Consider the following 25,392-nt stretch of genomic DNA (forward strand, 5'->3'; position numbering starts at 1 on the left):
CTTTTTTATAAAATTTTAGTGAATTTTTTTCAGATATGATTTGACAAGAACATTCTTTTGTTGTAGAATCGTGTTATAAAATCTAACACAAAGGAGATCTCTCATGGCTTTAGTAGAATTTAAAAACATCGAAAAATATTACGGAGACTACCACGCACTCCGCGACATCAATCTCCGTTTTGAAAAAGGACAAGTTGTTGTCCTGCTTGGACCTTCTGGTTCTGGGAAGTCCACTCTTATCCGTACTATTAATGGTTTGGAGGCTGTTGACAAAGGAAGTCTCCTAGTCAATGGACACCAAGTAGCAGGTGCCAGTCAGAAAGATTTAGTTCCTCTCCGTAAGGAAGTCGGCATGGTTTTCCAACATTTCAACCTTTATCCACATAAAACAGTGTTAGAAAATGTAACACTTGCGCCTGTAAAAGTTCTAGGAATTGATAAAAAAGAAGCTGAAAAAACAGCCCAAAAATATCTGGAATTTGTAAACATGTGGGATAAGAAAGATTCTTATCCAGCCATGCTATCTGGTGGACAAAAACAACGGATTGCCATCGCACGTGGACTCGCTATGCATCCCGAACTCCTCCTCTTTGATGAACCAACATCTGCCCTTGACCCTGAGACCATCGGAGACGTTCTAGCTGTTATGCAAAAACTGGCACATGACGGGATGAACATGATTATCGTTACCCACGAAATGGGCTTTGCCCGTGAAGTTGCTGACCGTATCATCTTTATGGCTGACGGAGAAGTTTTGGTGGATACGACAGATGTCGATGACTTTTTCGACAATCCAAGCGAACCTCGTGCCCAGCAATTCCTCAGCAAAATTATCAACCACGAAAGTGATAAAGTCAAATAAGGAGGCGCCTATGAAAAAGAAATTCTTTTTATCCGCATTATTGATTAGCCTTTTCGGCCTTGCTGCTGCCAAACCAGTTCAGGCTGATACCAGCGTCGCAGACATTCAAAAAAGAGGCGAACTGGTTGTCGGTGTCAAACAAGACGTTCCCAATTTTGGTTACAAAGATCCCAAGACAGGGACTTATTCTGGTATCGAAACCGACTTAGCCAAGATGATTGCAGACGAGCTCAAGGTCAAGGTTCGCTATGTGCCTGTTACCGCACAAACCCGTGGCCCTCTTCTAGACAATGAACAGGTCGACATGGATATCGCAACTTTCACTATCACAGACGAACGTAAAAAATTATACAACTTCACCAGTCCCTACTATACGGACGCTTCTGGTTTTTTGGTCAACAAATCTGCCAATATCAAAAGCATTGAAGACCTAAACGGTAAAACGATCGGAGTTGCTCAAGGATCTATTACCCAGCGCTTGATTACTGAACTGGGCAAAAAGAAAGGTCTAACCTTTAAATTCGTCGAACTTGGTTCCTACCCAGAATTGATTACTTCCCTTCACGCTCACCGTATTGATGCCTTTTCCGTAGACCGTTCTATCCTGTCTGGCTACATTAGTAAACGGACAGAACTACTAGAAGATAGTTTCAAGCCATCTGACTACGGTATCGTCACCAAGAAATCAAACACCGAGCTCAACGACTATCTTGATACCTTGGTCACTAAATGGAGCAAGGATGGTAGTTTACAGAAACTCTATGACCGTTACAAGCTCAAACCATCTAGCCATACAGCAGATTAAGGAGGACACCCCATGACAGATTTATCATCTTGGACAGCCTATTTTCAGGATTTTGGACAATTTTTCAATGGTTTCCTCTTCACCCTTGCCCTAGCTATCGGATCCTTTATCCTCGCTATGGTCTTAGGAATCATCTTTGGAGTCCTATCAACTAGCAAACATCAAATTTTAAGAATTTTGGCTCGTATCTTTGTCGAATTTTACCAAAATACCCCCCTCTTGGTACAGTTTGTCATTGTTTTTTATGGTTTGCCTCTTATCAGTGAACACACCATCATGATTCCGATTTATTGGACAGCTGTTCTCTGCGTCGGACTTTATCACGGTGCCTATATTGCTGAGGTTATTCGTTCAGGGATTCAGTCTATTCCTAGTGGTCAGATGGAGGCCGCCTTGTCGCAAGGTTTCACCTATATCAGTGCTATGCGCTTGATTATCTTGCCTCAGGCCTTCCGTATCATTCTCCCTCCATTGACCAACCAAATCGTTAACCTCATCAAGAACACCTCTACCGTAGCTATCATCTCTGGAGTAGACTTGATGTTTGTAACTAAGTCTTGGTCGGCTCTCAACGGAAACTATATCCCAGCCTTTTTAGGTGCTGCTCTTCTCTACTTTGCCCTATGCTTCCCTGTTGCCCAATTTGGTCGCAAGATGGAGCAAGCCAACAAAAAGGCCTATTCACTTTAGGAGGTTACTATGGAATCTATTTTAGAAGTTTTGACCCCAGATAACCTAGCCTTTATCTTTAAAGGATTTGGCTTGACCCTCTATATTTCTCTGATTGCTATCGTCCTCTCGACCCTTATCGGAACAGTGCTAGCCGTCATGAGAAATGGGAAAAATCCTGTCTTGCGGATCATCTCCAGCATTTATATCGAGTTTGTACGTAACGTTCCCAACCTCCTCTGGATTTTCACTATCTTTTTGGTTTTCAAGATGAAGTCGACGCCAGCTGGCATTACCGCCTTCACCCTCTTTACATCAGCAGCCCTGGCTGAGATTATCCGAGGCGGCCTCAATGCTGTGGACAAAGGGCAGTATGAAGCAGGAATGTCGCAAGGATTCACTTCAGTGCAAATCCTCTACTACATCATTCTCCCACAAGCAATCCGTAAAATGCTGCCGGCTATCATTTCTCAGTTTGTGACCGTGATTAAGGATACCAGCCTTCTCTACTCTGTTATCGCTCTACAAGAGCTCTTTGGAGCTAGCCAAATCCTCATGGGACGCTATTTTGAACCTGAGCAGGTCTTCAGTCTTTATATCCTGATTGCCTTGATTTACTTTATCTTTAACTTTGCTATTTCTAGCTTATCTCATATGCTAGCAAAACGTTGGCAACAAGCCGCAGAATAAAGAAACCAGCTCTCCATGCATGTAGGGAGCTGGTTTTTGACTGCTACTAAGCGCTGGTCTTGGTTCTGACTATCCAGAGAAAATTCTATTGCATGTAGTCTATTACCTCCTCTCACGGCTACATCCTAGCTACATAAGGGCAATAGAAAAAGAGAACCTTAGTCCTCTTACTTAGACAGTTTATTCTGAGCATCGGCCACAACCTGAGCCAAACTTGTCTGACGCAGTTGGTTTTCCATAGCTGCTTGGACATCGAACAGCTTTTGGTCCAAGACCCCATGGATATTAGCACCAATTGGGCAATTAGGATTTGGATTGTCATGGAAACTAAAGAGCTTACCAGATTTTCCTAAACACTCCACAGCTTGGTAGACATCCAACAAGCTGATATCCTGAAGGTCTTTTATTATCTCAGTTCCTCCCGTACCACGAGCAACTGAAATCAATCCAGCTTTTTTGAGTTGCGATAAAGTCTTACGGATAATGACTGGATTGACCCCAACGCTGGCAGCGAGAAAATCGCTGGTTACTTTACTTTCTGTATCCTGCATTGCAATAATAATCATCATATGAGTCGCAATTGTAAATCGACTTGAAATTTGCATTTTCTTCTCCTTTCACTGATATTTTATTCATCTTTTCCCGTATAAACATTATACCGTTTTTGGTTTTCCTGTCAAATATTAACGACTGATTATCTTCTCCATGCAAAAAGTCCTGTATCCCTCTTGCCAACCAGAACGGTAGAGGGCATACAAAGACTTATTTTTTTTATGCAATTTTACGGACAATCCCTTTTGTTTTATGGCTTGACCAGACTGAGCTGATAGACACACCAGCACCAACTAAGGTAAACACAGCTAACATAGCTAGATTATAAAAATAGTTATCTGGGAAATCACCGCTAAAGATTAATTGATTTACCACTCGGAAAGCAAAGGCAAACTCAACCCCTAGTTTGGAAACGACTTCCATCGCCAAATCAATTTGATTCACTAGAAAAACAGTAATCACCATCCAAATAGAGGAAATCACAATCCCCTTTCGAGATACCTTTCTTCCAAGGATTTCATATCCTTTAATGGTACAAATCCCCAGAACAATACCCGCTACCATAGCTACATAACCTAGACGAGCGATAAATAGAGCAACTGCTCCACCAATCAAGGCTCCAAGCAACGCACCAACTGCTCCAAGAAGAACATTTTCCTTTTGATTTTGATAAGAATCCACCTCAATCTGAAGATTGCTCTTCAGCAATTGATAACTTTCCTCATTGATAAGGAAAATTGAATCACCTAATTGATAGAGACCAACAGGACCCTCCTGACCACTGTAGGCACACACTTGGACGAAATGATGGGTTTCAAGGAAGGCAACGAGATCTGTTATGAGCGTCTGTAACTTCTCAATTGTTTTTGATTTGCGCATGGCACCTTTTACAACAAAAGAAACAAGGTACTGGTTGATAGACAAGGTCGACAAGTTTGGAAGAGATTCACTCTTAAACTCATCCCAAACCAATTCATTTTCTTCTGAATCCGCAGGATTGCCATTCAAACTCACACTGACGCAAAGTCGAAACTGATTTTTCACATCAGTTTCTTGCAGGAAAAGTAAATAGCCTGACTGCGTGCCATAAATACTACGCGAATCTTCGTCAAATTGCAAGCCCAACTCCGAGGCAATAGCGTGTAACTCTTCTGGTTTCATTATCTGTCTCCTCTTATTTTGAATATCAATTAGTATGAGATTCAAATTAGTTATATTCCGTTATTCTAACATAAATTTGAGAAGCCGTCAATTCGTATCCAGTTCGACTTATCGGGAAACAGCAGTCACTAGACTATCTGATTTCTAGCTAGAACTCCTCTTAAAACCAATCTTTCTTGTCTCTTTCCATCCAGAGTTCAACATCCTGATCATAACCTTCTTGTTCACTAATCTGACCTAACAATTCATGGTTATGAGTATGGTGAATCCCATTTACCAAACTTTCATAGTAGACCTGGAAATAGGGGAGCTTCAAATCCTTAGCCAACTGCAATTCAGCTTCTACATCATAATCCACTTGACGAAAATCAACATCAGACAAACCAGATTCATCAAACTCTAAGATCATATACTGAGCCCGCAGATCCTTACGCAACTTCGCATCTAAAAAGAAGGGTTGTCCAATGGATCCTGGATTGAGAATCAACTGACCGTCACTTCCATAACGAAGTAACTGTTGGTGGATATGGCCATATACTGCGATAGAGGCGTGTGGATTCGTCACTAATCTATCAAAATCTTCTTGTTTTCCCGTATGGATCAATTCTCTACCCCAGTTTTTATCAGGGAGATGATGAGTGATTCCCACCATCAAATCACCAAACTGACGATGAACTTGCATGGGTTGATTATTGAGGTCTTCGATTTCTTTAGGGCTAATCTCCTCTAAGATATACTGACTTTGACGCAGGAGATAAGAATGACTCGCTTTTGTAGGATCTAACTTGCGATGCAGGCCTCGCCAGAGACTATTTTCCCAATTTCCCAGAACTCTTACTGTAATAGGCAAGCTAGCTAAGAGGTCCAATATCCTTCTACGTCCTGTTCCTGGCATCAGAATATCTCCCAAAAGCCAGTACTCGTCTACCTCTGCCGCTCTTGCATCAGCCAGTACAGCTTCCAAAGCTGTCGTATTTCCATGTATGTCTGAAAGAACTGCTATTTTGGTCATTCTTTCTCCTTATTTTCCTTCTTTTGTTAGTATTATAACAGAAAACACTCGAAAAGATTACTATCACTAATCACTGGATTAAATTGTAAGAGCTTCTAACTCGTGCTATAATATAAGTAGAGATTTCCCCTTCATTTAGGATTATGTGGTCTACAATATCTCTCAATTTTTCCAGATTGGAGGACTATTGCCATGCAGAATTATCTTAAGCATATCCCATTCTACCTTGTCATTTTCTTTTTTTACTGGCCACTCTATGAACTCCTCTCTCTACTCATCTCTGACCCATATACACTGAAGGGACTGTACATTTACAACATCATCCTCTTTTCACCTCTGGTAACCTTTATCGTATCACTACTTTATAGCTATCGATTTCATTTCTCACTTTGGTGGCTACTCGGTATTGGTCTGCTCTATTGCTTTACCATCATCACCTTTGGCGAATTCATCCTGCTTTACTTCCTAGCCTATGAGCTCTTTGCCCTACTTGGCTTGGTTTCTGGTGTGGGGATCAAGCATGTCTTCCAGCGAGAGAAAAATAAAAAAATTATACAAAAACCTTGAAAATTCTCGCAATCATGCTATAATAATGCATAGAGACAAGTCACTTAGTCCCTTTCTACTAGAGAGTGCGTGGTTGCTGGAAACGCATAGAAAGCCTAAACTGATACTACTCTACTGACTTTTATGAAAACATAAAACGGTGGCTACGTTAAAGCCAATCAGAGGTGTCCCTCTTTTTTGAGGAACATAAATGAAGGTGGAACCACGTTGCGACGTCCTTTTAGGATGTCGTTTTTGTTTTGTCAGAAGGAGGAAGAATGATGCTTTATATGATTGGCGGATCGCCTTGCAGTGGAAAGTCAACAATTGCCTCACTTCTTGCTAGACAGTATCAACTACTTCATATCAAACTGGATGATTTGGTAGAAAAGATGATGAGTCAAGCAAGTGAAGACTCACAGCCAATTTGCCTTCTTAGGCAGGATAGAAATCCAGAACAAGTCTGGATGAGAAATCCAGAAGAGATGGCAGATGAAGAATGGCGCTTTTATGAAGAGATTTTTCCTTATGTAAAATCTTACTTGATAAAGAATCAAAACAGACCTCTCTTGGTGGAGGGAGCAGGACTTTTGCCTCACTTGGTAAAGGAGCTTGAATGCCCAGCGTCTTCCTATCTATGCTTGACTCCGACAGCTGATTTTCAAAAAAAGCATTATATACAGAGAGAATGGGTTCCTTATGTCTTAGAGGGTACAACCAACCCTGAGCAAGCTTTTGAAAACTGGATGCAACGAGACATTCTTTTTGCCCAAATGGTTCGTAAGGAAGCGATGAAATTAGGCTATCCTAGTCTCGTAACAGATGGCAGTCAATCAGAGAATCAGACTGTGGAAGAAGTTGCTCGGCTCTTAAAATTGTCCAACAAAAATAGAATAAATATTTAAGGAGAAAATCATGATTAAGATTACTTTCCCAGATGGCGCTGTTCGTGAATTCGAATCTGGCGTGACAACTTTTGAAATTGCCCAATCTATCAGCAATTCTCTAGCTAAAAAAGCTCTCGCTGGTAAATTCAACGGCAAACTCATCGACACGACTCGTGCTATCACTGAAGATGGAAGCATCGAAATCGTGACACCTGATCACGAAGATGCCCTTCCAATCTTGCGCCACTCAGCTGCCCACTTGTTTGCCCAAGCAGCTCGTCGCCTTTTCCCTGATATTCACTTGGGAGTTGGTCCGGCTATTGAAGATGGCTTCTACTACGATACCGACAATACTGCTGGTCAAATCTCTAACGAAGACCTTCCTCGTATCGAAGAAGAAATGCAAAAAATCGTCAAAGAAAACTTCCCATCTATTCGTGAAGAAGTGACTAAAGATGAAGCGCGTGAAATCTTCAAAAACGACCCTTACAAGTTGGAATTGATTGAAGAACACTCTGAAGACGAGGGTGGTTTGACTATCTACCGTCAGGGTGAATACGTGGACCTCTGCCGTGGCCCGCACGTTCCTTCAACAGGACGCATCCAAATCTTCCACCTGCTCCATGTAGCAGGTGCTTACTGGCGTGGAAATAGTGACAACGCTATGATGCAACGGATCTACGGTACAGCTTGGTTTGACAAGAAAGACTTGAAAAACTACCTTCAAATGCGTGAAGAAGCCAAAGAACGTGACCACCGTAAACTTGGTAAAGAGCTTGACCTCTTCATGATTTCCCAAGAAGTCGGACAAGGTTTGCCATTCTGGTTGCCAAATGGTGCAACGATCCGTCGTGAATTGGAACGCTACATTGTCGACAAGGAGTTAGCTTCTGGCTACCAACACGTCTACACTCCACCACTTGCTTCTGTTGAACTCTACAAAACTTCTGGTCACTGGGATCATTACCAGGAAGACATGTTCCCAACTATGGACATGGGTGACGGGGAAGAATTTGTCCTTCGTCCAATGAACTGTCCGCACCACATCCAAGTCTTCAAGCACCATGTTCACTCTTACCGCGAATTGCCAATCCGTATCGCTGAAATCGGAATGATGCACCGTTATGAAAAATCTGGTGCCCTCACTGGTCTTCAACGTGTGCGTGAAATGTCCCTCAACGACGGTCACCTCTTTGTGACTCCTGAACAAATCCAAGAAGAATTCCAACGTGCCCTTCAGTTGATTATCGATGTTTATGAAGACTTCAACTTGAATGAATACCGCTTCCGCCTATCTCTTCGTGACCCTCAAGATACTCACAAGTACTTTGACAACGATGAGATGTGGGAAAATGCCCAAACCATGCTTCGTGCAGCCCTTGATGAAATGGGTGTTGACTACTTTGAAGCAGAAGGTGAAGCAGCCTTCTACGGTCCAAAATTGGATATTCAGGTTAAGACAGCTCTTGGAAAAGAAGAAACCCTTTCTACTATCCAGCTTGACTTCTTGCTTCCTGAACGTTTTGACCTCAAATACATCGGTGCTGACGGTGAAGAACATCGCCCAGTTATGATCCACCGTGGGGTTATCTCCACTATGGAACGCTTCACAGCTATCTTGATTGAAAACTACAAGGGTGCCTTCCCAACATGGCTTGCACCACATCAAGTAACTCTCATCCCTGTTTCTAACGAAAAACACGTGGACTACGCTTGGGAAGTGGCTAAGAAACTCCGTGACCGCGGTGTCCGTGCAGACGTAGATGAGCGCAATGAAAAAATGCAGTTCAAGATCCGTGCTTCTCAAACCAGCAAGATTCCTTACCAATTGATCGTTGGTGATAAGGAAATGGAAGACGGAACTGTCAACGTTCGTCGCTATGGCCAAAAAGAAACACAAACTGTCCCAGTAGATGAGTTTGTAGCAGCAATCCTTGCTGATATCGCCAACAAATCTCGTGTTGAGAAATAAAACAATCACTGTCTGAGAAACATTTTTCAGTAAGAAAAAGCAACAACTATTTCAGTTGTTGCTTTTTTATATTTTATTTAACCTGAGCTAGTAGTGATTGGTTAAACCACCACAAATGGTATCCTCATAAACAATCCTTTCTATCCACTAACTGTTGGATATAGGATATCCTCTCAAGATTTGCTTCCATGAGTTAGATAAGTTGATTATCCTCAATCCTTGTCTGCCTCATTTTCTTTTACAATATCTTTTTGTGAATCTTTTTCAGAGAGTTTTTGATCGATATACTTGTTAATGGTTTCATAAAATTCCTTGGTCGTATCGCTGTCTAATTTTGTCGAATTATGAACTTGATTGACCTTCAATTGAACAGATTGAATACCGTAAGAGGCTTGTTTTTGATGGAGCGTTTCTAATTCTTCTTCTGAAATCGGATCTCCAACAACTGTCAAGACCAATTCATTGTCCCTAGACTTGTAGACTTGATTAATGACCGTATGATTAGAGAACTCTTTTCCTACAAACTGTTTGATCCCTTCTTTTCGCGCTTGATCTATCGTCAGAGTGACTGCTGAATAACTGGCTGGAAGAACCAATAATACAATCAAGGATATCAAGCCAATTTTCATTTTAATGTTTAGCTCTTTAAATGAACTTAAGGGAGATTTTCTCATCAAAATTCTTGTTCCAATAATGTTGGCTAGCATGATAAAGACACAGTTGATCAAGAAAAGATAGAGAGCCCCAAATAAAAATCGTACATTTCCGTTAGCTAAACCATATCCTGCAGTACAGATAGGTGGCATCAGAGCTGTTGCAATGGCTACTCCTGGCACGATATTGTTTGCTTCTTTTTTCCTTGACCCAATTACACCTGCTATCCCACCAGCAATAGCAATGAGAACATCCCAAATGGTTGGAGAGGTTCGTGCAATCAACTCGCTACTTGCATAAGATAAGGGGGAAATCCAGAAATACAAAGTCGAGACAAGCAAACTGACCAATACTTGAGTAAATAAAACCTCTAAAGATTGCTTGATTAAACGCGTATCAAAAATAGCTAAACCAAATCCGAGTCCAACAATCGATGTCATAAGAGGGGAAATCAGCATGGCTCCAATAATGACAGCTGTTGAATTCATATTTAAACCTATAGAGGCAATAAAAATCGCACACATCAAAATCACTGTATCTCTTAATCGAACATGAAGATCATCATATAATTTCTCACGATATTCACGTGTTGAATAATTTCCAGTCATTGGTTACTCCTTTTATTTCATATACTCTTGTTTCTGCTTAGATGGTGGCAGAGAGACTTCTTTTCAATTTTACATATTTTAATTCTCACCTGTTATTTTTTTGAAAATTATCTTTTAAGCATCCGTCAGTCTATCCTTAACATTATATCAAAAATTTTACAGTCTTTCTCTGAAGAAATATATCAATTGAACAGATAGAGAAGGAAGAAACTTTTGTTTCCTTATACGAAAAAGAAAAAAATGGTATCTCCTCTGAAAGAAGATGCCGTTTTAATCTTTAAACAAGATTGGTGTGTTCGACAATCCATTGCTTCATTTTTATTTTCAATCAGAAGCCATAGATTCCAAACGTGATGATGGTTAGAAGAAACCACTTGATCCAGTTACCGAACAGTTGTGCTCCAATCCCGTCAAAGTATAGACGTTACCCATCCACTACCGTGTGTTTGATTTTCAATTTTTCATCATGCAAACCGCCCAAGGTGTTGCGACCCCCAAGGTAAGCCCGAAAATTATGGCTACTAAGATGGAGCATCCAATATAATCTATGATTCCTCCGTCAAAATAACTTTCTTTCATTTTTGTCTCTTTTATTTTTTGACTATATTCTAGTCGTTTCCTAGTGTAACATTTTTTACATCTGGACAATCTTACGGTAACTTCTAGACGTTATCATGAAAATAGAGATATAGACTAGAACAAAAATTCCACAGATGGATAAGGTTATCATCAACTATGCTCACTCAATCATCAGATTCCTATTGGAAAACTTGATGCGAACGGTTGTTCCTATCCCAACCTCAGACTCGATGCGAATCTGGTGGCCGAGTTCTTCAGAAATTTTCTTAGATAGGTAGAGGCCCAGTCCAGATGACTGCTGGGTCAAGCGCCCATTATATCCTGAAAAGCCACGTTCAAAGACTCGGAGCACATCACTGTTTTTAATCCCAATCCCCGTATCCTTTATACAGAGCTCCTGACCTTCCATAGAAATCTCTAGCCCACCTTCCTTGGTGTACTTGAGACTGTTTGAAAGGATTTGTTCAATGACGACCAACAACCACTTCTTATCGGTCACGATGATTTTGTCAAGGTCATGGAGATTGACCGTCAGTCCTTTTTGGATAAAGAAAAGGGCATACTTGCGAACCACTTCCTTCACCAAATCCTCCACTTGAACCTTTTCAAATACTAAGTCATCATGAAAGCTTTCCAAACGAAGATACTGCAACACCAGATTGGTATAGGAGTCAATCTTGAAGATTTCCTGTTCCAGTTGCTGCTTGACCTCCCGATCAGAGACTTCTGCTACTAAAAGGCGACTCGCTGCAATGGGCGTCTTGATCTGGTGAACCCATAAGGTGTAGTAATCCAGCAAATCTGTCAGCTTGCTCTGGGCTTCCGACTTCTTTTGATACAATTCAGACTCACGCTCTTCGAGCTTTTCTGCTAGCGCACATTCCAGAGGAGACTTGGGATTTCTCTCAGCATAGAGTATTTCCTGCCGGTAAACCTGAGCTTCTGCAAATATATCCCAAGCCAAAAATAAGAAGGTCAAAAAACTACTGAGCAGAAAGAAATAAAGAAAATAAGTTCCTAGACTAGCAAATAAAAACTGAAAGAGAAGGACGAGAAAGCCTAATGAAAAAATATAGGCAAAAACGCGACTGCGAGAACGCAGATAGGCTAGAAAAAATGATTTCCAATCAAGCATGTTTCAGTCCGTATCCTATCCCTTTCTTGGTTTCAATAAAGCCTACTAAGCCTTGCTCCTCCAACTTTTTGCGCAAACGAGCAACGTTGACAGACAAGGTATTGTCATCGATGAAAAAGTCGCTATTCCAAAGTTCCCGCATCAGGTCATCACGCGCCACGATATTACCCGCATGTTCAAACAAAACCCGCAAAATTTGAAATTCATTCTTGGTTAAGCTCAGGACTTCACCCTGATAGTGCAGGTCCATAGACTTGGTATTGAGGATCACACCCGCATACTCCAGCAGACTTTCATCTCGCCCAAACTCATAGGAACGGCGCAACAAGCCCTGAACCTTGGCAAGGAGCACCTGCTGGTCAAAAGGCTTGGTCACAAAGTCGTCCGCTCCCATATTGATCGCCATGACAATATCCATAGCCTGGTCTCTCGATGACAGAAACATGATAGGTACCTTGGAAATCTTGCGAATCTCCTGGCACCAGTGATAACCATTAAAAAGAGGCAGACCGATATCCATGAGGACCAGATGAGGTTCCGACTGGACAAATAAACTCAACACTTCCATAAAGTCTTCTACCAAAACGACTTCAAAGCCCCACTCAGAGAGCAATTTCCCAACTTGTTGCCGAATAACTTGGTCATCTTCTACCAGTAAAATTTTGTGCATGCGCTCCTCCTTTGCTATTTCTCAAAGTATCAAAACCCTTCATATCAGATTTACGGATCAGTATCTCATACTGTTTAGCAGCCTTTCCCCAAATTCAGATCAGAAAACAGATGCTAAATAGAGAACATTCCCACTGATATCATACCTTATTTTTAATTATAGTTCCAGCCTTATCCTATATTTTCCTTTTGTGCTCATTTAGTTAGCGTTTCTTTAACTTATTTAACAGATCTAGCCTTCTTATTGACAAGCTAGCCATGATTTGTTAGAATATGAATGAATAACTAATTTTATTCATTCATGAAACAAAGGAGGTTAAATCATATTGGACAAAAAACAAGCTCTAAAAACAGCAGCTTATGACGTTTTTTCGAAAAAAGGTTACAAGGCGACAGGAATTTCAGAAATTGCTAGACAAGCTGGTATGGCAGTAGGCTCTTTTTATAACTATTACGAGAGTAAAGAAGCCATTTTTCTAGACATCTATATAGATGAAAACAACCGTGTTCGCCAAGCTATGATCGACGAACTGGATTGGGAAATTGACATGGTCGACCTCATTGGTCAACTATTTGCTCAGTCCAGAACTCTCGTTTCTTCCAATAAAATCCTTGCAGAATGGTACAATCCTGCCATCGCAGATGAGTTGCACAGCTACTATTCCTCGGAAGAAGGCAAAGTCGCAAATCCTTTTCATCAGTTTCTAGTTAAAACTTTTACAAATCGCATGCAGGCTGAAGGGTACTCGCCAGAAAAGATTCAAGATATTTTACAGGTTTATAATCTGTTTTACTATATGGATATGCATATCACGGAAAAAGATTTTCCAGATATTGGCAAAACTGTTGAAATACTTGCAACCAACTTCATTAAAGGAGTTCTAAAATAAAGAATGGATTTCTTTATTTTTTAAAAAGATATGAATGAATTATTTTATAGTTCATTCATAAAATTAAGAACAGGAGTCATAAAAAATGAAAAGAGGTAAAAAAATGTTTATTATCATTCTATCAACACTTGGAGCGCTATGTATTATAACTTGGGGTGCCATCGCTTTTCTTGGACGAAGCCAGACATTATCGATAAAATCCATCGAAAACCCCAGCGGAGATCTATATTTAATTCATATCACAAAACCGAGTCATCAAATCTGGAAAGCTGGGGCTTATGCTAAGTTTACACTCCCTGATACCTCATCTACTGCTAGTAAATATGAAGCTACGGGAGAGCAAACCAGTCGATGGCTAACCATTGCCTCCACACCTGATGAAGATGAAATTCTCATTTTGACTCATAATAGTGGAAGCAACTTTAAGAACACCTTGACACATTTACCAGCTGGCAGTGAGATTGAGATGAGTTGGCTGGATTCCTCTTTGACTGTTAAAGATACGAATAAGCCACTAGTTTGCTTTGCATCTGATGTCGGCATTTCTGCTCTACGCCCCCTTATCAAAGAATGGGCTGGTAAATGTCCGATTATTCTCAACCATTTTGACAAAGGAGTTACTATTTTCGATAATGAGATGAAAGAAGTGGCTCAAAAAACACCGAATTTTACTTATAAAACTAGCGAGGAACTTTCTCAAAGTCAAGAATTTTTAAAACGTGCTATTGATGAATACGGCAATCAAGCCAGCTATCTCATCACAGGTCAGCCTGATGATGTAAATGAGATGAAGAATTTTTTAAAGGAAAATGGGATTGATAGCAAAAACATACAAGTAAGCTCGTTTAGAGGTTTGAAATAGGAGCAATCTATCTTCTATGTATTTCAATCAAACCCTACTAGGTCATTCTAACAAGCCCACTAGCTAATTCTAGGTAAATGTGGTAGGATAAACATAGAGAAAGGAGCTTTTATGGCTAATATTTTTGACTACTTAAATGATGTAGCATACGATTCCTTTTATGACCTCCCCGTGAATGAATTAGATGTTCTTGTCCTTACTGAATTAACCTATCTTGCTTTTGATGATATAGTTACCCAAGAACCACAGCGTCTCATTGACTTAGCAACTCAGATCCCTAGAGAAACGACGATGTTGACCAATAAAAACCGTCTCCAGTTGTTGGATCAGCTCGCTCAACACAAACGGTTTAAAAATTGCAAGCTCTCAGACTTTATCAACGATATCGATCCTGAATTGCAAAAACAGTTTGCGGCTATGACTTATCGTATCAGTCTCGATACCTATTTGCTTGTTTTTCGCGGGACGGATGACAGCATCATTGGTTGGAAAGAAGATTTCCATATGACCTATATGAAGGAAATCCCTGCTCAAAAACATGCCCTCCAGTATTTAGAGAATTTTTTTGCTCAACACCCCAACCAAAAGGTTATCCTAGCAGGACACTCAAAAGGGGGCAATTTAGCTGTCTATGCTGCAAGTCAACTTGATCCAAACTTGCAGAAAAATATTGCCGCTGTCTATACTTTTGATGCTCCTGGACTTCACAAGGAACTAACCGAAACAGCTGGCTATCAAAACATGATGGAAAGAACGAAAGTATTTGTCCCACAAGGTTCTATCATCGGGATGATGCTGGAAATTCCTGATAAAAAAATCGTCGTTCGAAGCACTGCCTTAGGCGGTCTTGCCCAGCATGACACCTTTAGTTGGCAGATTGAAGACAAACACTTTGTCCAACTAGACGAGACCAATAGTGACAGCCAGCAAGTCGATACTACCTTCAAGGAATGGGTTGAGACGGTCCCTGATACTGAACTGCAGCTCTACTTTGACCTCTTTTTTGGAATCATTCTTGATGCAGGCATTTCCTCTATCAACGACCTCTCTTCCTTCAAGGTGATTGAACACGTTCACCATCTCTTTGTCCAAGCTCAATCCCTCACTCCCGAAGAAAGAGAAACCATGGGACGACTAACCCAACTCTTGATTGACACCCGTTACCAAGCTTGGAAAAATCGAGAATAGACAAAAACCAACTAATCATTAGATTAGTTGGTTTTTTGTTTAAGAAACTAAAGGATACTACTTAGAATCTCGAGTATAGAATTAGTCTTCTTTTTTCTTACGAGACACAAGTCCAAATCCGCTCATCAAACCAAGAACTCCTAGAGCTGCCAAAGCTACATAATCTTCCGTACCAGTATTAGGTAATTCTTTGGTTGCTTTAGTAGCTGGAGATTGCTCAGTCGGTTTTTGTTGAGGGGCAGTCTTAACCTTCTCATAAACGTGTTCTGTGTCGCCGTTTGGAAGTTTCTTAGTCTCTACGAAGCGGTAACCTGGAATATCTTTCTTAGGTTGTTCGCCGTCTTCGCTTGGAATTAATGTATTCCCCTTAGTATCTACAAATGAAGTAATTGGACGTACAGTTGGAGTGTATTTTGCAGTTATTTCTGTTCCGTTCTTATCAACTCGTTTGACTGTAACTCCTGAAGCCTTCCCAACAAAGTCTTTTTCTGGTGTGAAAGTTACCACACCATTTTCATCAATGGTATAAGTTCCTTCTCCCGGAACGACTTTCTTAGTTGTCCCATCATCAAAGGTTGGTTTGACATTTTCATCAATTTCTACAGTTTTCTCCACACCATTTACTGTAACTTTACCACCTGTAAAAGTTGGTGTACCGTGTTGTGTTTGTCCTTTTGGACCTTCGGATTCAGCATCTGTAGAAGTTGGTTTAACAGGTATTACAGTTGGAGTATACGTTGCTGTAGCAGTTGCTGTAATATCAGTATCATTAGCATCTTTTCCTAATTTTGCAGTAAGTGAAACTGTGACAGGTGTAGCTGTACCGGTAAATGTCTTCAATGGAACAAAAGTTACTTCGCCTGTTTCATTATCAATTGAGTAGGTACCCTGACCATCAATTGTTAGAGTATCAACAAATCCACCTGTTTTTGGATCTACTAACTTAGCAGGTGAAGAAGCACTTGGTTTTACTGGTGATCCATCTCCAACTGATGTAAAGGTTGGAGTTTCTTTTTGAGTAGCACCTTGAACATCAGTCGAAGTCACATTATGTCCTTCAATCGTATCAGTTACTGTAATATGGTAGGTTGTTGTAGCAGTTGATGAATCAACTCCATGATCAACTCCCGACTCAGTTCCACCGATTGTTGCTTCAGTAGTGTAATTTCCATTACTATCAATAACATCAATCTTAACAGTATATACTCCTACTTCATTTAAGCTATATCCACTAGCAATATTGTAGTTATTTGCATCTTGTTTAGTATCAAATACTTTTTGAACTCCTGAAGGCGAAGTTACTGTGATTCTAGTGATATAGGTAGTTTTTCCATATTTCGTATCTTCAGAGTCTGAGATGCTTACTGCAGCTTTTGCTTCATTACGAAGGTCAACAGCTGTACCTTTTGTTGAAGTATAATCTTGTGAAGTTGCTGTTGGTTTTGTATTTACTACAGTTGCCACATCAGTATTTGTTGCAATCGTTCCTCTAATAATACCACCAAATCCTGACTTAGTATGAACTTCCCAAGAGTCATTTCCAAGCTTAGTAGCAGTCACTTCCGTTCCATCAGATGACGCCCAGGTATTTGAATGTTTGTCATAAGTGACAGTTACTGACATTCCATCACCTACTTGATTAGTGTTCTTAGAAACATAAATCGTTTCTGGGCGAGTTGGAGTTTCTACACTTGTCACTTTCCCAGTGCTATCAAGCTGTCGAATGTACTCATAGATATAAAATTTCATACTACCGTCTTGTTGAGCTTCTGTGTACACTTGACGTTTAGTCCATCTTGTCGTACCATCACCATTCAGTGTTTTACTTTCAGCATAGTCGCCAGGTAACTCCCAGTGTCCGGTAGCCTTATTAAAAGTCGCAGTATGTTTTTGCCCATCTGTTCCATTTAACTCAACTTGTTCACGTAAGAAAGTTCCCTTCACATTTTCAACAGATGCTTCCACTTTAATATTGTCCACACCAACTTTGGCAGTCGCCTCTGATGTCACAGGAATATTAAAGACTGTATCTGAATCTACAATACCTAATTCTTGATTTTCAGAAACAGCTGTGTTGGTTGAACCACTATCTACGAGCCATTTGCCATTAACTGCTTTTAGATTGGTTACAGTACCATCCGGCATTGTTATCTTAGCACTTGATGCACCTTTAGAAATTTTAACTGGTACAACCGTTGAGTAAGTCTCAACGTTTTGAACCTCAACCTTTGGTTTCACAACTAATGTTACGGTAGCATGTGCTTCTTGTCCAGATTGGTTCCAGACATTATTATTAGCCAACTTATCATAATCTTTTGCAAATACGGAGACTGTGTAAATTCCTGCTTCAGTTAATTTTCCAGAAATGATTCCTCTCCCCATATTCGTTCGATCAGCAGCTTGCTCTTCAGAAGTACTATTCGCAACACTATATTTAGTTCCTGGAATTAATACTTTGGAATCATCTAATGCTTCACCAATAGTATTATATCCCGAAACTCCTGTTACTGATTTAGAGAATCTTTGAGGTACTCTTACAACTTTGCCTTCAACCGTCGTATAGTTATAAGTTCCTCGACTATTTGCTGGTATTGCACTTGCACCTGACTCATCATAGAATTGAATATTTACATTAGCATCGTCACCAACAATACGATCATAACGCTCAGAATCTGATTTTATTTTAGGAGGCGTACTATCTTGCCATCCGACCCAACCAGCACGAAGATTCTGAATTTGGAAAGTTACCGTACGACCGTCTGTATTGGTCGCAGTAATATTAAATCGTAAATCATAAACTCCATTTTCAATATCCGCTATAACTTTTCCTTGAATTGTGTCTGTTTCTGAATCGTATGTCAATCCCGGCACAAGGTTAGTTGGGGTTACAGAAGTTAAACTCCAACCAGCTTGCTTGGCATTTTCAGAAACAGCGATACGATCTTTCAAGCCTTTAATATAAACTCTGTCAACTCCTTGTTCATACCCATAGCCATAAATTTCTGTAGCTAGGTATTCATAACCACCGTTAGCAGAGTATATTGACGTCGCAGCGTTTGAAATTCTTGACCCATCCGCACGAAGTTTGTTTCTCCAAAGAGGTGCTTCTTCTGCTAATTTTTTAGCGGCATCAGGAGTTAATGGATAGTCTACACGTCCTTTGTTGTTATGACCAGTCTTTCCACCTTGTTCTGTATGCATCCCATTTCCAGCATTTGTATCATTGCCAACTCGCTGATTAGAATAGACTTCAATCTCTAGACCTGTAGCATCAGTACCCGTAATTAATTTAATTTCTTGTACTGGAATTGTATAGGTATCTTTACCAGTATGATTTGCAGCGTTTGTTTCCGATGCATGAGTTGTATTAGAACCCTCTTCGGCATAGAAATCTTGAGCAGCCAAAGCGACTCCAAAGTTTCCATCTTTTCCGATTCCTGCTTTCTTCAAATCATTGTAGACAGCAAGAATGGAATCATTTAAGCGTGACAATTGATCATTGATTTGTTTAGCTGTAAGGGCATCATTCGCTAGAACTTTTTTAGTTTCTGCAATAACTTCCTTATTATTAGCTATCGCCGCCTCAATTGCCGCTTTGTTTTCACCCTCAAGCTTATTTTTCCGGACTGCTTCAGTTGCTAAAACATTGGTTACCTCAGCTTCAGAAGTAACTTGTTCTAAGACTTTTTTATCTTCTTGGACTGGTTTGACAGTTTCTTCTGCTTCTTTTGTTTCTTTTGCTTCTTTTGTTTCTTCTACTTTTTCTGTAGATTCCGTTATTTTCCCAACTTCGACAGACTCAGCAAATACCGTAATTAACTCTTTAATCTTAGCAAGTTCAGTATCCACTTCCTCTTGCTCAACTATCTCTTTTGAGATGACAGATTTCGCAGAATCTAATAGTTCTTTAGCAGATGTTAGTACCAAGTCATCTATATTCTTTGCTGTTTTTACTTTCTCTTCAAGTTCTGTAATTTTTTTAACTAAATCCGTTTTATCAACCGTCTTAAGGGCAACTTCTTTTTCTTTTTTTATCGAATTTTCAGGTGTTTTTGTTTCCGTAGAAGATTCCGTATTCAATGTCGATGTTGAAACAAGCGTAGTATCTGCTCCTTGAAGTTCCATCGCTGATACTGCTCCATTGCCCAAAAACATCAAACCTGCTGAAATTGCTACTGATGCTACTCCTAAACTATACTTTCGAATCCCGTATCGAATGTATTTCTCCGTTCTAAAATCCTGTTGCTTACTCTTCATAAGAAAAACAACCTCCCTATTTTTATTATGTCGATATTGAAATATAGAAAAAACGAAATTTCTTTCCCTTCTCGAAAATTGGTTTTTAAATTTCGTTATTCTAAAAGGATTATATCCTCATATTCAATATGCATCTTCATACTAACATTTTCTGTTCTCTTTTTCAACATTTTTAATTATTTTATTTGAGAAAAATACAAAAATAATTTAACACCGAATACTTTAAAAGACCAATACTCACAGAGGTTTACATCATGTAAATTTCAAGTGTCGTTTATCTTATAATTAAATAAAATACACTTTTATGTATCAATTTATTTTTTAGAGTTTTGTAGAAGTTAGATTTTTCCCACCTCTACATTGTTATAACAAAAAAATTTCTATAAGAAATACACAAATCTAACAGTATATTTCTTAGCCGTTATTTATAGATTATCATGAAAATTTGACTTAGAGGCCGAGCCCCTAAACCTTGACTACAGATTCATTTTTTGTTAAAATGTAACAAATCTTATTACATCTGATATAAGATAAATCCATGAAAGGACTTCTACTATGAAATCATTAAAAGGTATTTTATTTATCGGACTTAGTATGCTTCTGACTATTCTAGCTTGGCTTAGTTCAGGCGCTAGTCAGTTTCTAATCCCTGGTTTAGCTCTCACTACCCTCTCACTTACTTTTATACTAGCTAGCCGTTTACCCCTGCTTGAGGCTTGGTTTAACGGACTTGAAAAGATGTATCTAGCTCATAAATTCACTGCTTTTCTATCCATTCTCCTACTAACCCTACACAACTTTAGCATGGGTGGTCTCTGGGGTTCGCATTTGGCCGCACAGTTTGGAAATATCGCTATCTATATCTTTATCAGCATTGTTCTGGTTGCCTATCTGGGACAGTACATCCAGTATGAAGCATGGAGATGGATTCATCGATTGGTTTATCTAGCCTATATCTTTGGCCTTTTTCATGTTTTGATGATCATGGGAAATCGTCTCCTCTCTTTTAGTTTCCTAGGTCTTATCTTTGGAATCTATGCTATTTTAGGCTTGCTTGCAGGATTTTATATTATTTTCCTTTATCAAAAGGTCGGTTTCACCTATCTTGGAAAAATCGTAGGAATCAAACGCCTCAACCACGACACGACTGAAATTGAAATAGAACTCAGTCATCCTTTCACTTACGAATATGGGCAATTTGCCTTTCTAAAAATTTTCCAAAAAGGTTTTGAGACTGCTCCACACCCTTTCTCCATCTCTGGAGGACAAGGACGAACTCTTTATTTTACGATAAAAAACTCTGGTGACCACACCAAAAATATCTATGATAATCTTCAAGTTGGTAGCAAGGTTGCAGTTGATCGCGCCTATGGGCATATGACTATGGAACATGGTCCAAAGCAGCAAATCTGGATTGCAGGTGGAATTGGAATGACACCTTTCATCTCTTATATCCGAGAACACCCTATCCTAGACAGGAACGTCCGCTTCTACTATAGTTTCCGTGGAGAGGAAAATGCTGTCTACCTAGATCTACTTCGAGACTACGCCCGTCAAAATGCTAACTTTGACCTGCAGCTGGTCGATAGCAATGAAAAAGGATACCTGACTTTGGATCAAGAAGAAATCCCTGACCAGACTACAGTCTATATGTGTGGACCTCTTCCTATGATGAAGGCCCTTGCCAAGCAAATCAAGAAAAAGAATCCCAAAGCAAAACTCATTTACGAAGGTTTCAAGTTTAAATAAGATCATTGTCCCTCTAGCACAAAAGAGGGACTTTCTTTTCACTTTATTTCCCTCTTCTATGCTATACTTAGTTTAGTACATTCTTTGAGATTGGAGCCAGTATGAAAATCCATAAAACCGTGAATCCCGTTGCCTATGAAAACACTTATTATCTAGAAGGGGACCAACACCTGATTGTGGTTGACCCAGGTAGCCATTGGGAAGCTATTCGCATGACTATCGAAAAAATCAACAAACCAGTCTGCACGATTCTCCTGACCCACACCCACTACGACCATATTATGAGTCTGGACTTGGTTCGTGAAACTTTTGGAAATCCTCCCGTTTATGTAGCAGAAAGTGAAGCCAGCTGGCTCTTTACCCCTGTTGACAATCTCTCTGGCCTACCTCGTCATGATGATATGGCTGATGTCATCTGCAAACCAGCTGAACACATCTATGTCTATCATGAGGAATACCAGATCAAAGAGTTTCGTTTTACGGCATTGCCAACACCTGGCCATTCTATCGGAGGTGTTTCTCTGTTTTTTCCTGATGCCCATCTAGTCTTGACGGGAGATGCCCTATTCCGCGAAACCATCGGACGGACCGATCTTCCTACAGGTAACACGGAACAACTTCTCCATAGCATTCAGACGCAACTCTTCACTCTTCCTAACTACGATGTCTATCCTGGACATGGTCCAGCTACGACTATCGCTCACGAAAAGACCTTTAATCCCTTTTTCTAACAAGCAAAAAACCAAGGAAATTTTCCTTGGTTTTTGTGTAGCTTCTATTTTTATGTTAATATTTGCTCAGAAGAATCAATATTGACTAGAAAAGTAATTCAAAACTAATTAGCCGGATTCAATTCTTTCCAGTCAATATTTGATAAATTAAGCTTTTCAGAAGAGATATCTAAAACTTGCTCTGCTTTTTCATTGCCACCGATTTGAATAGTTGCTTCTTTAATCTTCTGCACTCCATTTTTATCAAACGAATATAGAGCCAGATTCATTTCTGGACGAGTTGACTGCCAGTCTGCATAAGAGACTTGACCGTTTTCATAAATATCAAATCCTGAGCGAAAACCACCTGCAGAAGCTATATATGCTGTGTGAAGTAAGCTAGGTTTTTGATTTTCCAAATAATAAATGGCTGAAACAAATTTTTCATCGCCAATAAGCAACTCGTCTTGACCATCCTTATTCAAATCAACAATTGCGTATTTCCAAGCGGGTGCATTATGATAATCCATTCGAGAGAAAACTAGGCCATATTCTTCTGAAGTAATCTTATCTTGTTTACTTTCCTTGTATAAATCTTCTCTATTACCTTGTTTTAAAAGGTCTGTAAAGTGATTATAGCGTTCAATAACTTCTTTATATAAATCTTGTCTAGTTTCTTTCTTATTTTCAGCAGTCGATTGCGATTCCTTGGTTGACGATTCACTAGTATTTTCAGCCTTTGCTTCTGTTGATACACTAGTCTTATCATCTTTGGAGACAGATGATGGTGCGGGTGAAGGTTCTGTATTGTTCCTATTTTTATTGAGACCACAAGATGCTAAAACTGAAATCGAAAGAATAGCTGAAAGCGTCATTAAAAATTTCTTCATGTTAACCTCGATAGCATTGAATTTTCAGATGGATAAACTTCAAAAATGAATCATTAATCCCAAGATGATACTTGATTAAGGACTTACTTTACCAAATAATCACACGGTCCTCTGGTGAACGCCACATACCATCGCCTTCTTTGACATCATAGGTTGTAAAGAAGTCATCGAAGTTTGGTACTTGCACATTGACACGGAGTTTGGCAGGCGCGTGCACATCGACACTGGCCATAAGTTTCATCAATTCTGGACGGCCTTTCATGCGCCAGATACGAGCAAAGTTGTGGAAGAATTCTTCAGCAGAGAAGTCTGGTTCTCTCTTAGCAGCTTCAAGGGCTGCAGCAATTCCTCCCAAGTCAGCAACGTTTTCAGACACAGTTAGTTTCCCGTTGATTCTTGCACCGTAAGATTCTTGCCCATCAAACTGGTCGATAACTTTTTGTGTTTTTTCTTTGAAAGCAGTATAGTCACTCTCTGTCCACCAATCCTTGAGGCTACCATTTTCATCAAAAGAAGCGCCATTTGTGTCGAAGGCATGAGAAATCTCGTGGGCAATAACAGCACCAATACCACCGTAGTTAGCTGAAGACGACTGATGCAAATCATAGAATGGAGCCTGTAAAATGGCAGCTGGGAAGACAATCAAGTTCTTCTGAGGATTGTAGTAGGCATTGACCATATGAGCTGGCATACCCCACTCCTTGTAGTCAACCGGTTGGTTCCACTTGCTCCAGCTGTGCTTGATTTCCACACGCGCAAAGGCTAGGGCATTATCAAAGAGACTAGCAGTTTCGTCCACTACCTTGTCCTTGTAGCGGGCTGGCAATTCCTCTGGATAACCGATATAAGGCTTGATAACATTGAGTTTGACAATGGCCTTGTCTCGCGTTTCAGGCGTGAGCCAGTCGTTCTTAGCCAAGCGTTCCTTATAAACGTCAATCATAGTCGCTACTTTTTTCTCTACGTCAGCCTTAGCTTCTGGGGAGAATTTTTCATGCGCATACCAGAGACCAAGAGCTTGCTTGAAAGGTCCTTGGGCCAAGTGATAAGCTGCCTTGACCTTATCCTGAGCTTCTGGAACACCTGAAAGGGCACGACCATAAGCACCTGACAGGACACGAATCTCATCTGTGAGATAGCTTGTTGAGAGATTGACCACACCCAAAATCAAGGTTGCTTTGAGTAGAGGCCACGCTTCTTCACTATAGAATTGCTCTGCTGCTTGCCAGAAACGTTCCTCGTCTACGATAACCTTATCTGGAGTTTGTCCAATCACTGCTTGGAAGAAGTCATCCAAAGGGAGGGCAGGAGCAAATTTCTTGAAATCTTCATAAGCGTATGGATGGTAGAGTTTGGCATACTCTGAACTTTCTTCATTAGACAGCACCACAGTTGCAATGCGACGGTCCAATTCCAATCGTTTCTCTAGTAAGTCTGCGATTTCCTCATCTGAAAAATCATAGGCTTTGAGAAGATTCGTAGTACTTTCCTTCCAAAGAGTCAAGAGCTCTTCACGCTGAGGATGGTCTTCAGCGTAGTAAGTCGTATCTGGCAAAATCGTCCCTGGTGCACTGGCCCAGAGAACATTGGTTCTGGCATCCATAAAGTCTGGTGATACACCAAATGGAAGGAAGTTTGGTTTACCAGCTAGTTCAAACTCTGCCAGTTTGCTGGTAAAATCAGCAAAACTTTCTAAGCCCTGGTATTCCTTGAGTAGAGGAAGGACAGGTTTGATCCCATCTGCTTCCCTCTTATCAAAATCACGTACCATACGATGGTACTTAACAAAGTTTGCGAGGATTGCATCCTCTGGAACATCTTCGCCTTCCAACCACTTGTCCGTAGTCGCCAGCATTAACTCTTCAATCTCCTCATCAAGGTCAATAAAACCACCTGTTCGAGATTTATCAGCTGGAATGACAGCTGTCTTTTCCCATTCTCCATTGATTGCATCATAAAAATCGTCTTGATAACGTGTCATCTTGTTCTCGCTTTCATTTTTCACTTATTCTTAGCTTAGCAAAAAACACTTGGGAATGCAATTA

At 40.2% G+C, this 25,392-nt stretch carries 21 protein-coding genes and 2 pseudogenes; 12 read left to right on the forward strand and 11 right to left on the reverse strand.

Translation table 11 applies throughout. The features are described from left to right. Nucleotides 1-103 precede the first annotated feature (103 nt). The 4 genes from SOR_RS07250 to SOR_RS07265 are packed head-to-tail and all read left to right on the forward strand — an operon-like array spanning nt 104 to nt 3,026. The gene (locus tag SOR_RS07250; RefSeq protein WP_001229582.1) at nt 104-862 is read left to right on the forward strand and encodes an amino acid ABC transporter ATP-binding protein; all 759 of its coding nucleotides are present in this window, start codon (nt 104-106) and stop codon (nt 860-862) included. Between the two features lie 10 nt (nt 863-872). Beyond that, on the forward strand, nt 873-1,667 hold the full coding sequence (locus SOR_RS07255; RefSeq protein ID WP_000726174.1) for a transporter substrate-binding domain-containing protein: 795 nt from the start codon (nt 873-875) through the stop codon (nt 1,665-1,667). Between the two features lie 12 nt (nt 1,668-1,679). Further along, on the forward strand, nt 1,680-2,357 hold the full coding sequence (locus tag SOR_RS07260; RefSeq protein WP_000131152.1) for an amino acid ABC transporter permease: 678 nt from the start codon (nt 1,680-1,682) through the stop codon (nt 2,355-2,357). 9 nt (nt 2,358-2,366) lie between these two features. Next, complete coding sequence (locus SOR_RS07265) at nt 2,367-3,026, forward strand: amino acid ABC transporter permease (protein WP_000443846.1); 660 nt, start codon at nt 2,367-2,369, stop codon at nt 3,024-3,026. 167 nt (nt 3,027-3,193) lie between these two features. Here SOR_RS07265 and SOR_RS07270 read toward each other — a convergent pair whose 3' ends face one another. The 3 genes from SOR_RS07270 to SOR_RS07280 form a co-directional block, all read right to left on the reverse strand. Then, entirely contained in the window at nt 3,194-3,631 is a 438-nt protein-coding gene (locus tag SOR_RS07270) for an Rrf2 family transcriptional regulator (RefSeq protein ID WP_001167394.1), read from the reverse strand. Nucleotides 3,632-3,797: 166 nt separating this feature from the next. Then, nucleotides 3,798-4,739: a hypothetical protein gene (locus tag SOR_RS07275; RefSeq protein WP_000801525.1), complete on the reverse strand. Its 942-nt coding sequence runs from the start codon at nt 4,737-4,739 to the stop codon at nt 3,798-3,800. Nucleotides 4,740-4,899: 160 nt separating this feature from the next. Continuing rightward, nucleotides 4,900-5,751, reverse strand: coding sequence for a metallophosphoesterase family protein (locus tag SOR_RS07280; protein ID WP_000161108.1), 852 nt, complete (start codon nt 5,749-5,751; stop codon nt 4,900-4,902). A 192-nt stretch (nt 5,752-5,943) separates the two neighbouring features. Between SOR_RS07280 and SOR_RS07285 the strand changes: the two genes are divergently transcribed. From SOR_RS07285 to thrS, 3 genes are all read left to right on the forward strand, one after another. Further along, entirely contained in the window at nt 5,944-6,318 is a 375-nt protein-coding gene (locus tag SOR_RS07285; protein ID WP_001181915.1) for a hypothetical protein, read from the forward strand. A gap of 257 nt (nt 6,319-6,575) precedes the next feature. Further along, on the forward strand, nt 6,576-7,202 hold the full coding sequence (locus tag SOR_RS07290) for an adenylate kinase family protein (RefSeq protein WP_013670263.1): 627 nt from the start codon (nt 6,576-6,578) through the stop codon (nt 7,200-7,202). Between the two features lie 10 nt (nt 7,203-7,212). Further along, entirely contained in the window at nt 7,213-9,156 is a 1,944-nt protein-coding gene (thrS, locus tag SOR_RS07295; RefSeq protein WP_000591037.1) for a threonine--tRNA ligase, read from the forward strand. Between the two features lie 212 nt (nt 9,157-9,368). Here thrS and SOR_RS07300 read toward each other — a convergent pair whose 3' ends face one another. The 5 genes and pseudogenes from SOR_RS07300 to SOR_RS07310 form a co-directional block, all read right to left on the reverse strand. Beyond that, nucleotides 9,369-10,418 (reverse strand): DUF389 domain-containing protein, encoded by a 1,050-nt coding sequence (locus SOR_RS07300; protein WP_000147513.1) that lies wholly within the window; start codon nt 10,416-10,418, stop codon nt 9,369-9,371. Between the two features lie 328 nt (nt 10,419-10,746). Then, nucleotides 10,747-10,997: pseudogene (locus SOR_RS10265) on the reverse strand (hypothetical protein). A 55-nt stretch (nt 10,998-11,052) separates the two neighbouring features. Then, nucleotides 11,053-11,151 (reverse strand): annotated as a pseudogene (locus SOR_RS10470) (peptide ABC transporter); the annotation flags it as partial. A 6-nt stretch (nt 11,152-11,157) separates the two neighbouring features. Further along, nucleotides 11,158-12,132 carry a sensor histidine kinase gene (locus SOR_RS07305; RefSeq protein WP_000887981.1) on the reverse strand — a complete coding sequence of 325 codons (975 nt, stop codon included), beginning with the start codon at nt 12,130-12,132 and terminating at the stop codon, nt 11,158-11,160. After that, complete coding sequence (locus SOR_RS07310) at nt 12,125-12,802, reverse strand: response regulator transcription factor (RefSeq protein WP_000548982.1); 678 nt, start codon at nt 12,800-12,802, stop codon at nt 12,125-12,127. The genes SOR_RS07305 and SOR_RS07310 overlap by 8 nt, the downstream gene beginning before the upstream one ends. 319 nt (nt 12,803-13,121) lie before the next feature. On the opposite strand from SOR_RS07310, the gene SOR_RS07315 reads away from it, so the two are divergent. From SOR_RS07315 to SOR_RS07325, 3 genes are all read left to right on the forward strand, one after another. Beyond that, the gene (locus tag SOR_RS07315) at nt 13,122-13,691 is read left to right on the forward strand and encodes a TetR/AcrR family transcriptional regulator (protein ID WP_041170818.1); all 570 of its coding nucleotides are present in this window, start codon (nt 13,122-13,124) and stop codon (nt 13,689-13,691) included. Between the two features lie 85 nt (nt 13,692-13,776). Further along, nucleotides 13,777-14,553 carry a ferredoxin reductase domain-containing protein gene (locus SOR_RS07320; RefSeq protein ID WP_000820259.1) on the forward strand — a complete coding sequence of 259 codons (777 nt, stop codon included), beginning with the start codon at nt 13,777-13,779 and terminating at the stop codon, nt 14,551-14,553. 111 nt (nt 14,554-14,664) lie between these two features. Then, nucleotides 14,665-15,741 carry a DUF2974 domain-containing protein gene (locus SOR_RS07325; RefSeq protein ID WP_001273853.1) on the forward strand — a complete coding sequence of 359 codons (1,077 nt, stop codon included), beginning with the start codon at nt 14,665-14,667 and terminating at the stop codon, nt 15,739-15,741. 81 nt (nt 15,742-15,822) lie between these two features. On the opposite strand, the gene SOR_RS07330 is transcribed toward SOR_RS07325, so the two are convergent. Beyond that, nucleotides 15,823-19,998 carry a YSIRK-type signal peptide-containing protein gene (locus SOR_RS07330; protein ID WP_000837688.1) on the reverse strand — a complete coding sequence of 1,392 codons (4,176 nt, stop codon included), beginning with the start codon at nt 19,996-19,998 and terminating at the stop codon, nt 15,823-15,825. A 555-nt stretch (nt 19,999-20,553) separates the two neighbouring features. Between SOR_RS07330 and SOR_RS07335 the strand changes: the two genes are divergently transcribed. Next, nucleotides 20,554-21,747: a ferredoxin reductase family protein gene (locus tag SOR_RS07335; RefSeq protein ID WP_002882666.1), complete on the forward strand. Its 1,194-nt coding sequence runs from the start codon at nt 20,554-20,556 to the stop codon at nt 21,745-21,747. A gap of 101 nt (nt 21,748-21,848) precedes the next feature. Next, nucleotides 21,849-22,478 carry an MBL fold metallo-hydrolase gene (locus SOR_RS07340; protein WP_000690838.1) on the forward strand — a complete coding sequence of 210 codons (630 nt, stop codon included), beginning with the start codon at nt 21,849-21,851 and terminating at the stop codon, nt 22,476-22,478. A gap of 104 nt (nt 22,479-22,582) precedes the next feature. Here SOR_RS07340 and SOR_RS07345 read toward each other — a convergent pair whose 3' ends face one another. Further along, entirely contained in the window at nt 22,583-23,347 is a 765-nt protein-coding gene (locus SOR_RS07345) for an LptM family lipoprotein (RefSeq protein WP_013670266.1), read from the reverse strand. 88 nt (nt 23,348-23,435) lie between these two features. After that, complete coding sequence (locus tag SOR_RS07350; RefSeq protein WP_000199242.1) at nt 23,436-25,328, reverse strand: M13 family metallopeptidase; 1,893 nt, start codon at nt 25,326-25,328, stop codon at nt 23,436-23,438. Between the last annotated feature and the right edge of the window lie 64 nt (nt 25,329-25,392).

The sequence above is a fragment of the Streptococcus oralis Uo5 genome, from assembly GCF_000253155.1.
Taxonomy (GTDB): Bacteria; Bacillota; Bacilli; order Lactobacillales; family Streptococcaceae; genus Streptococcus; species Streptococcus oralis_L.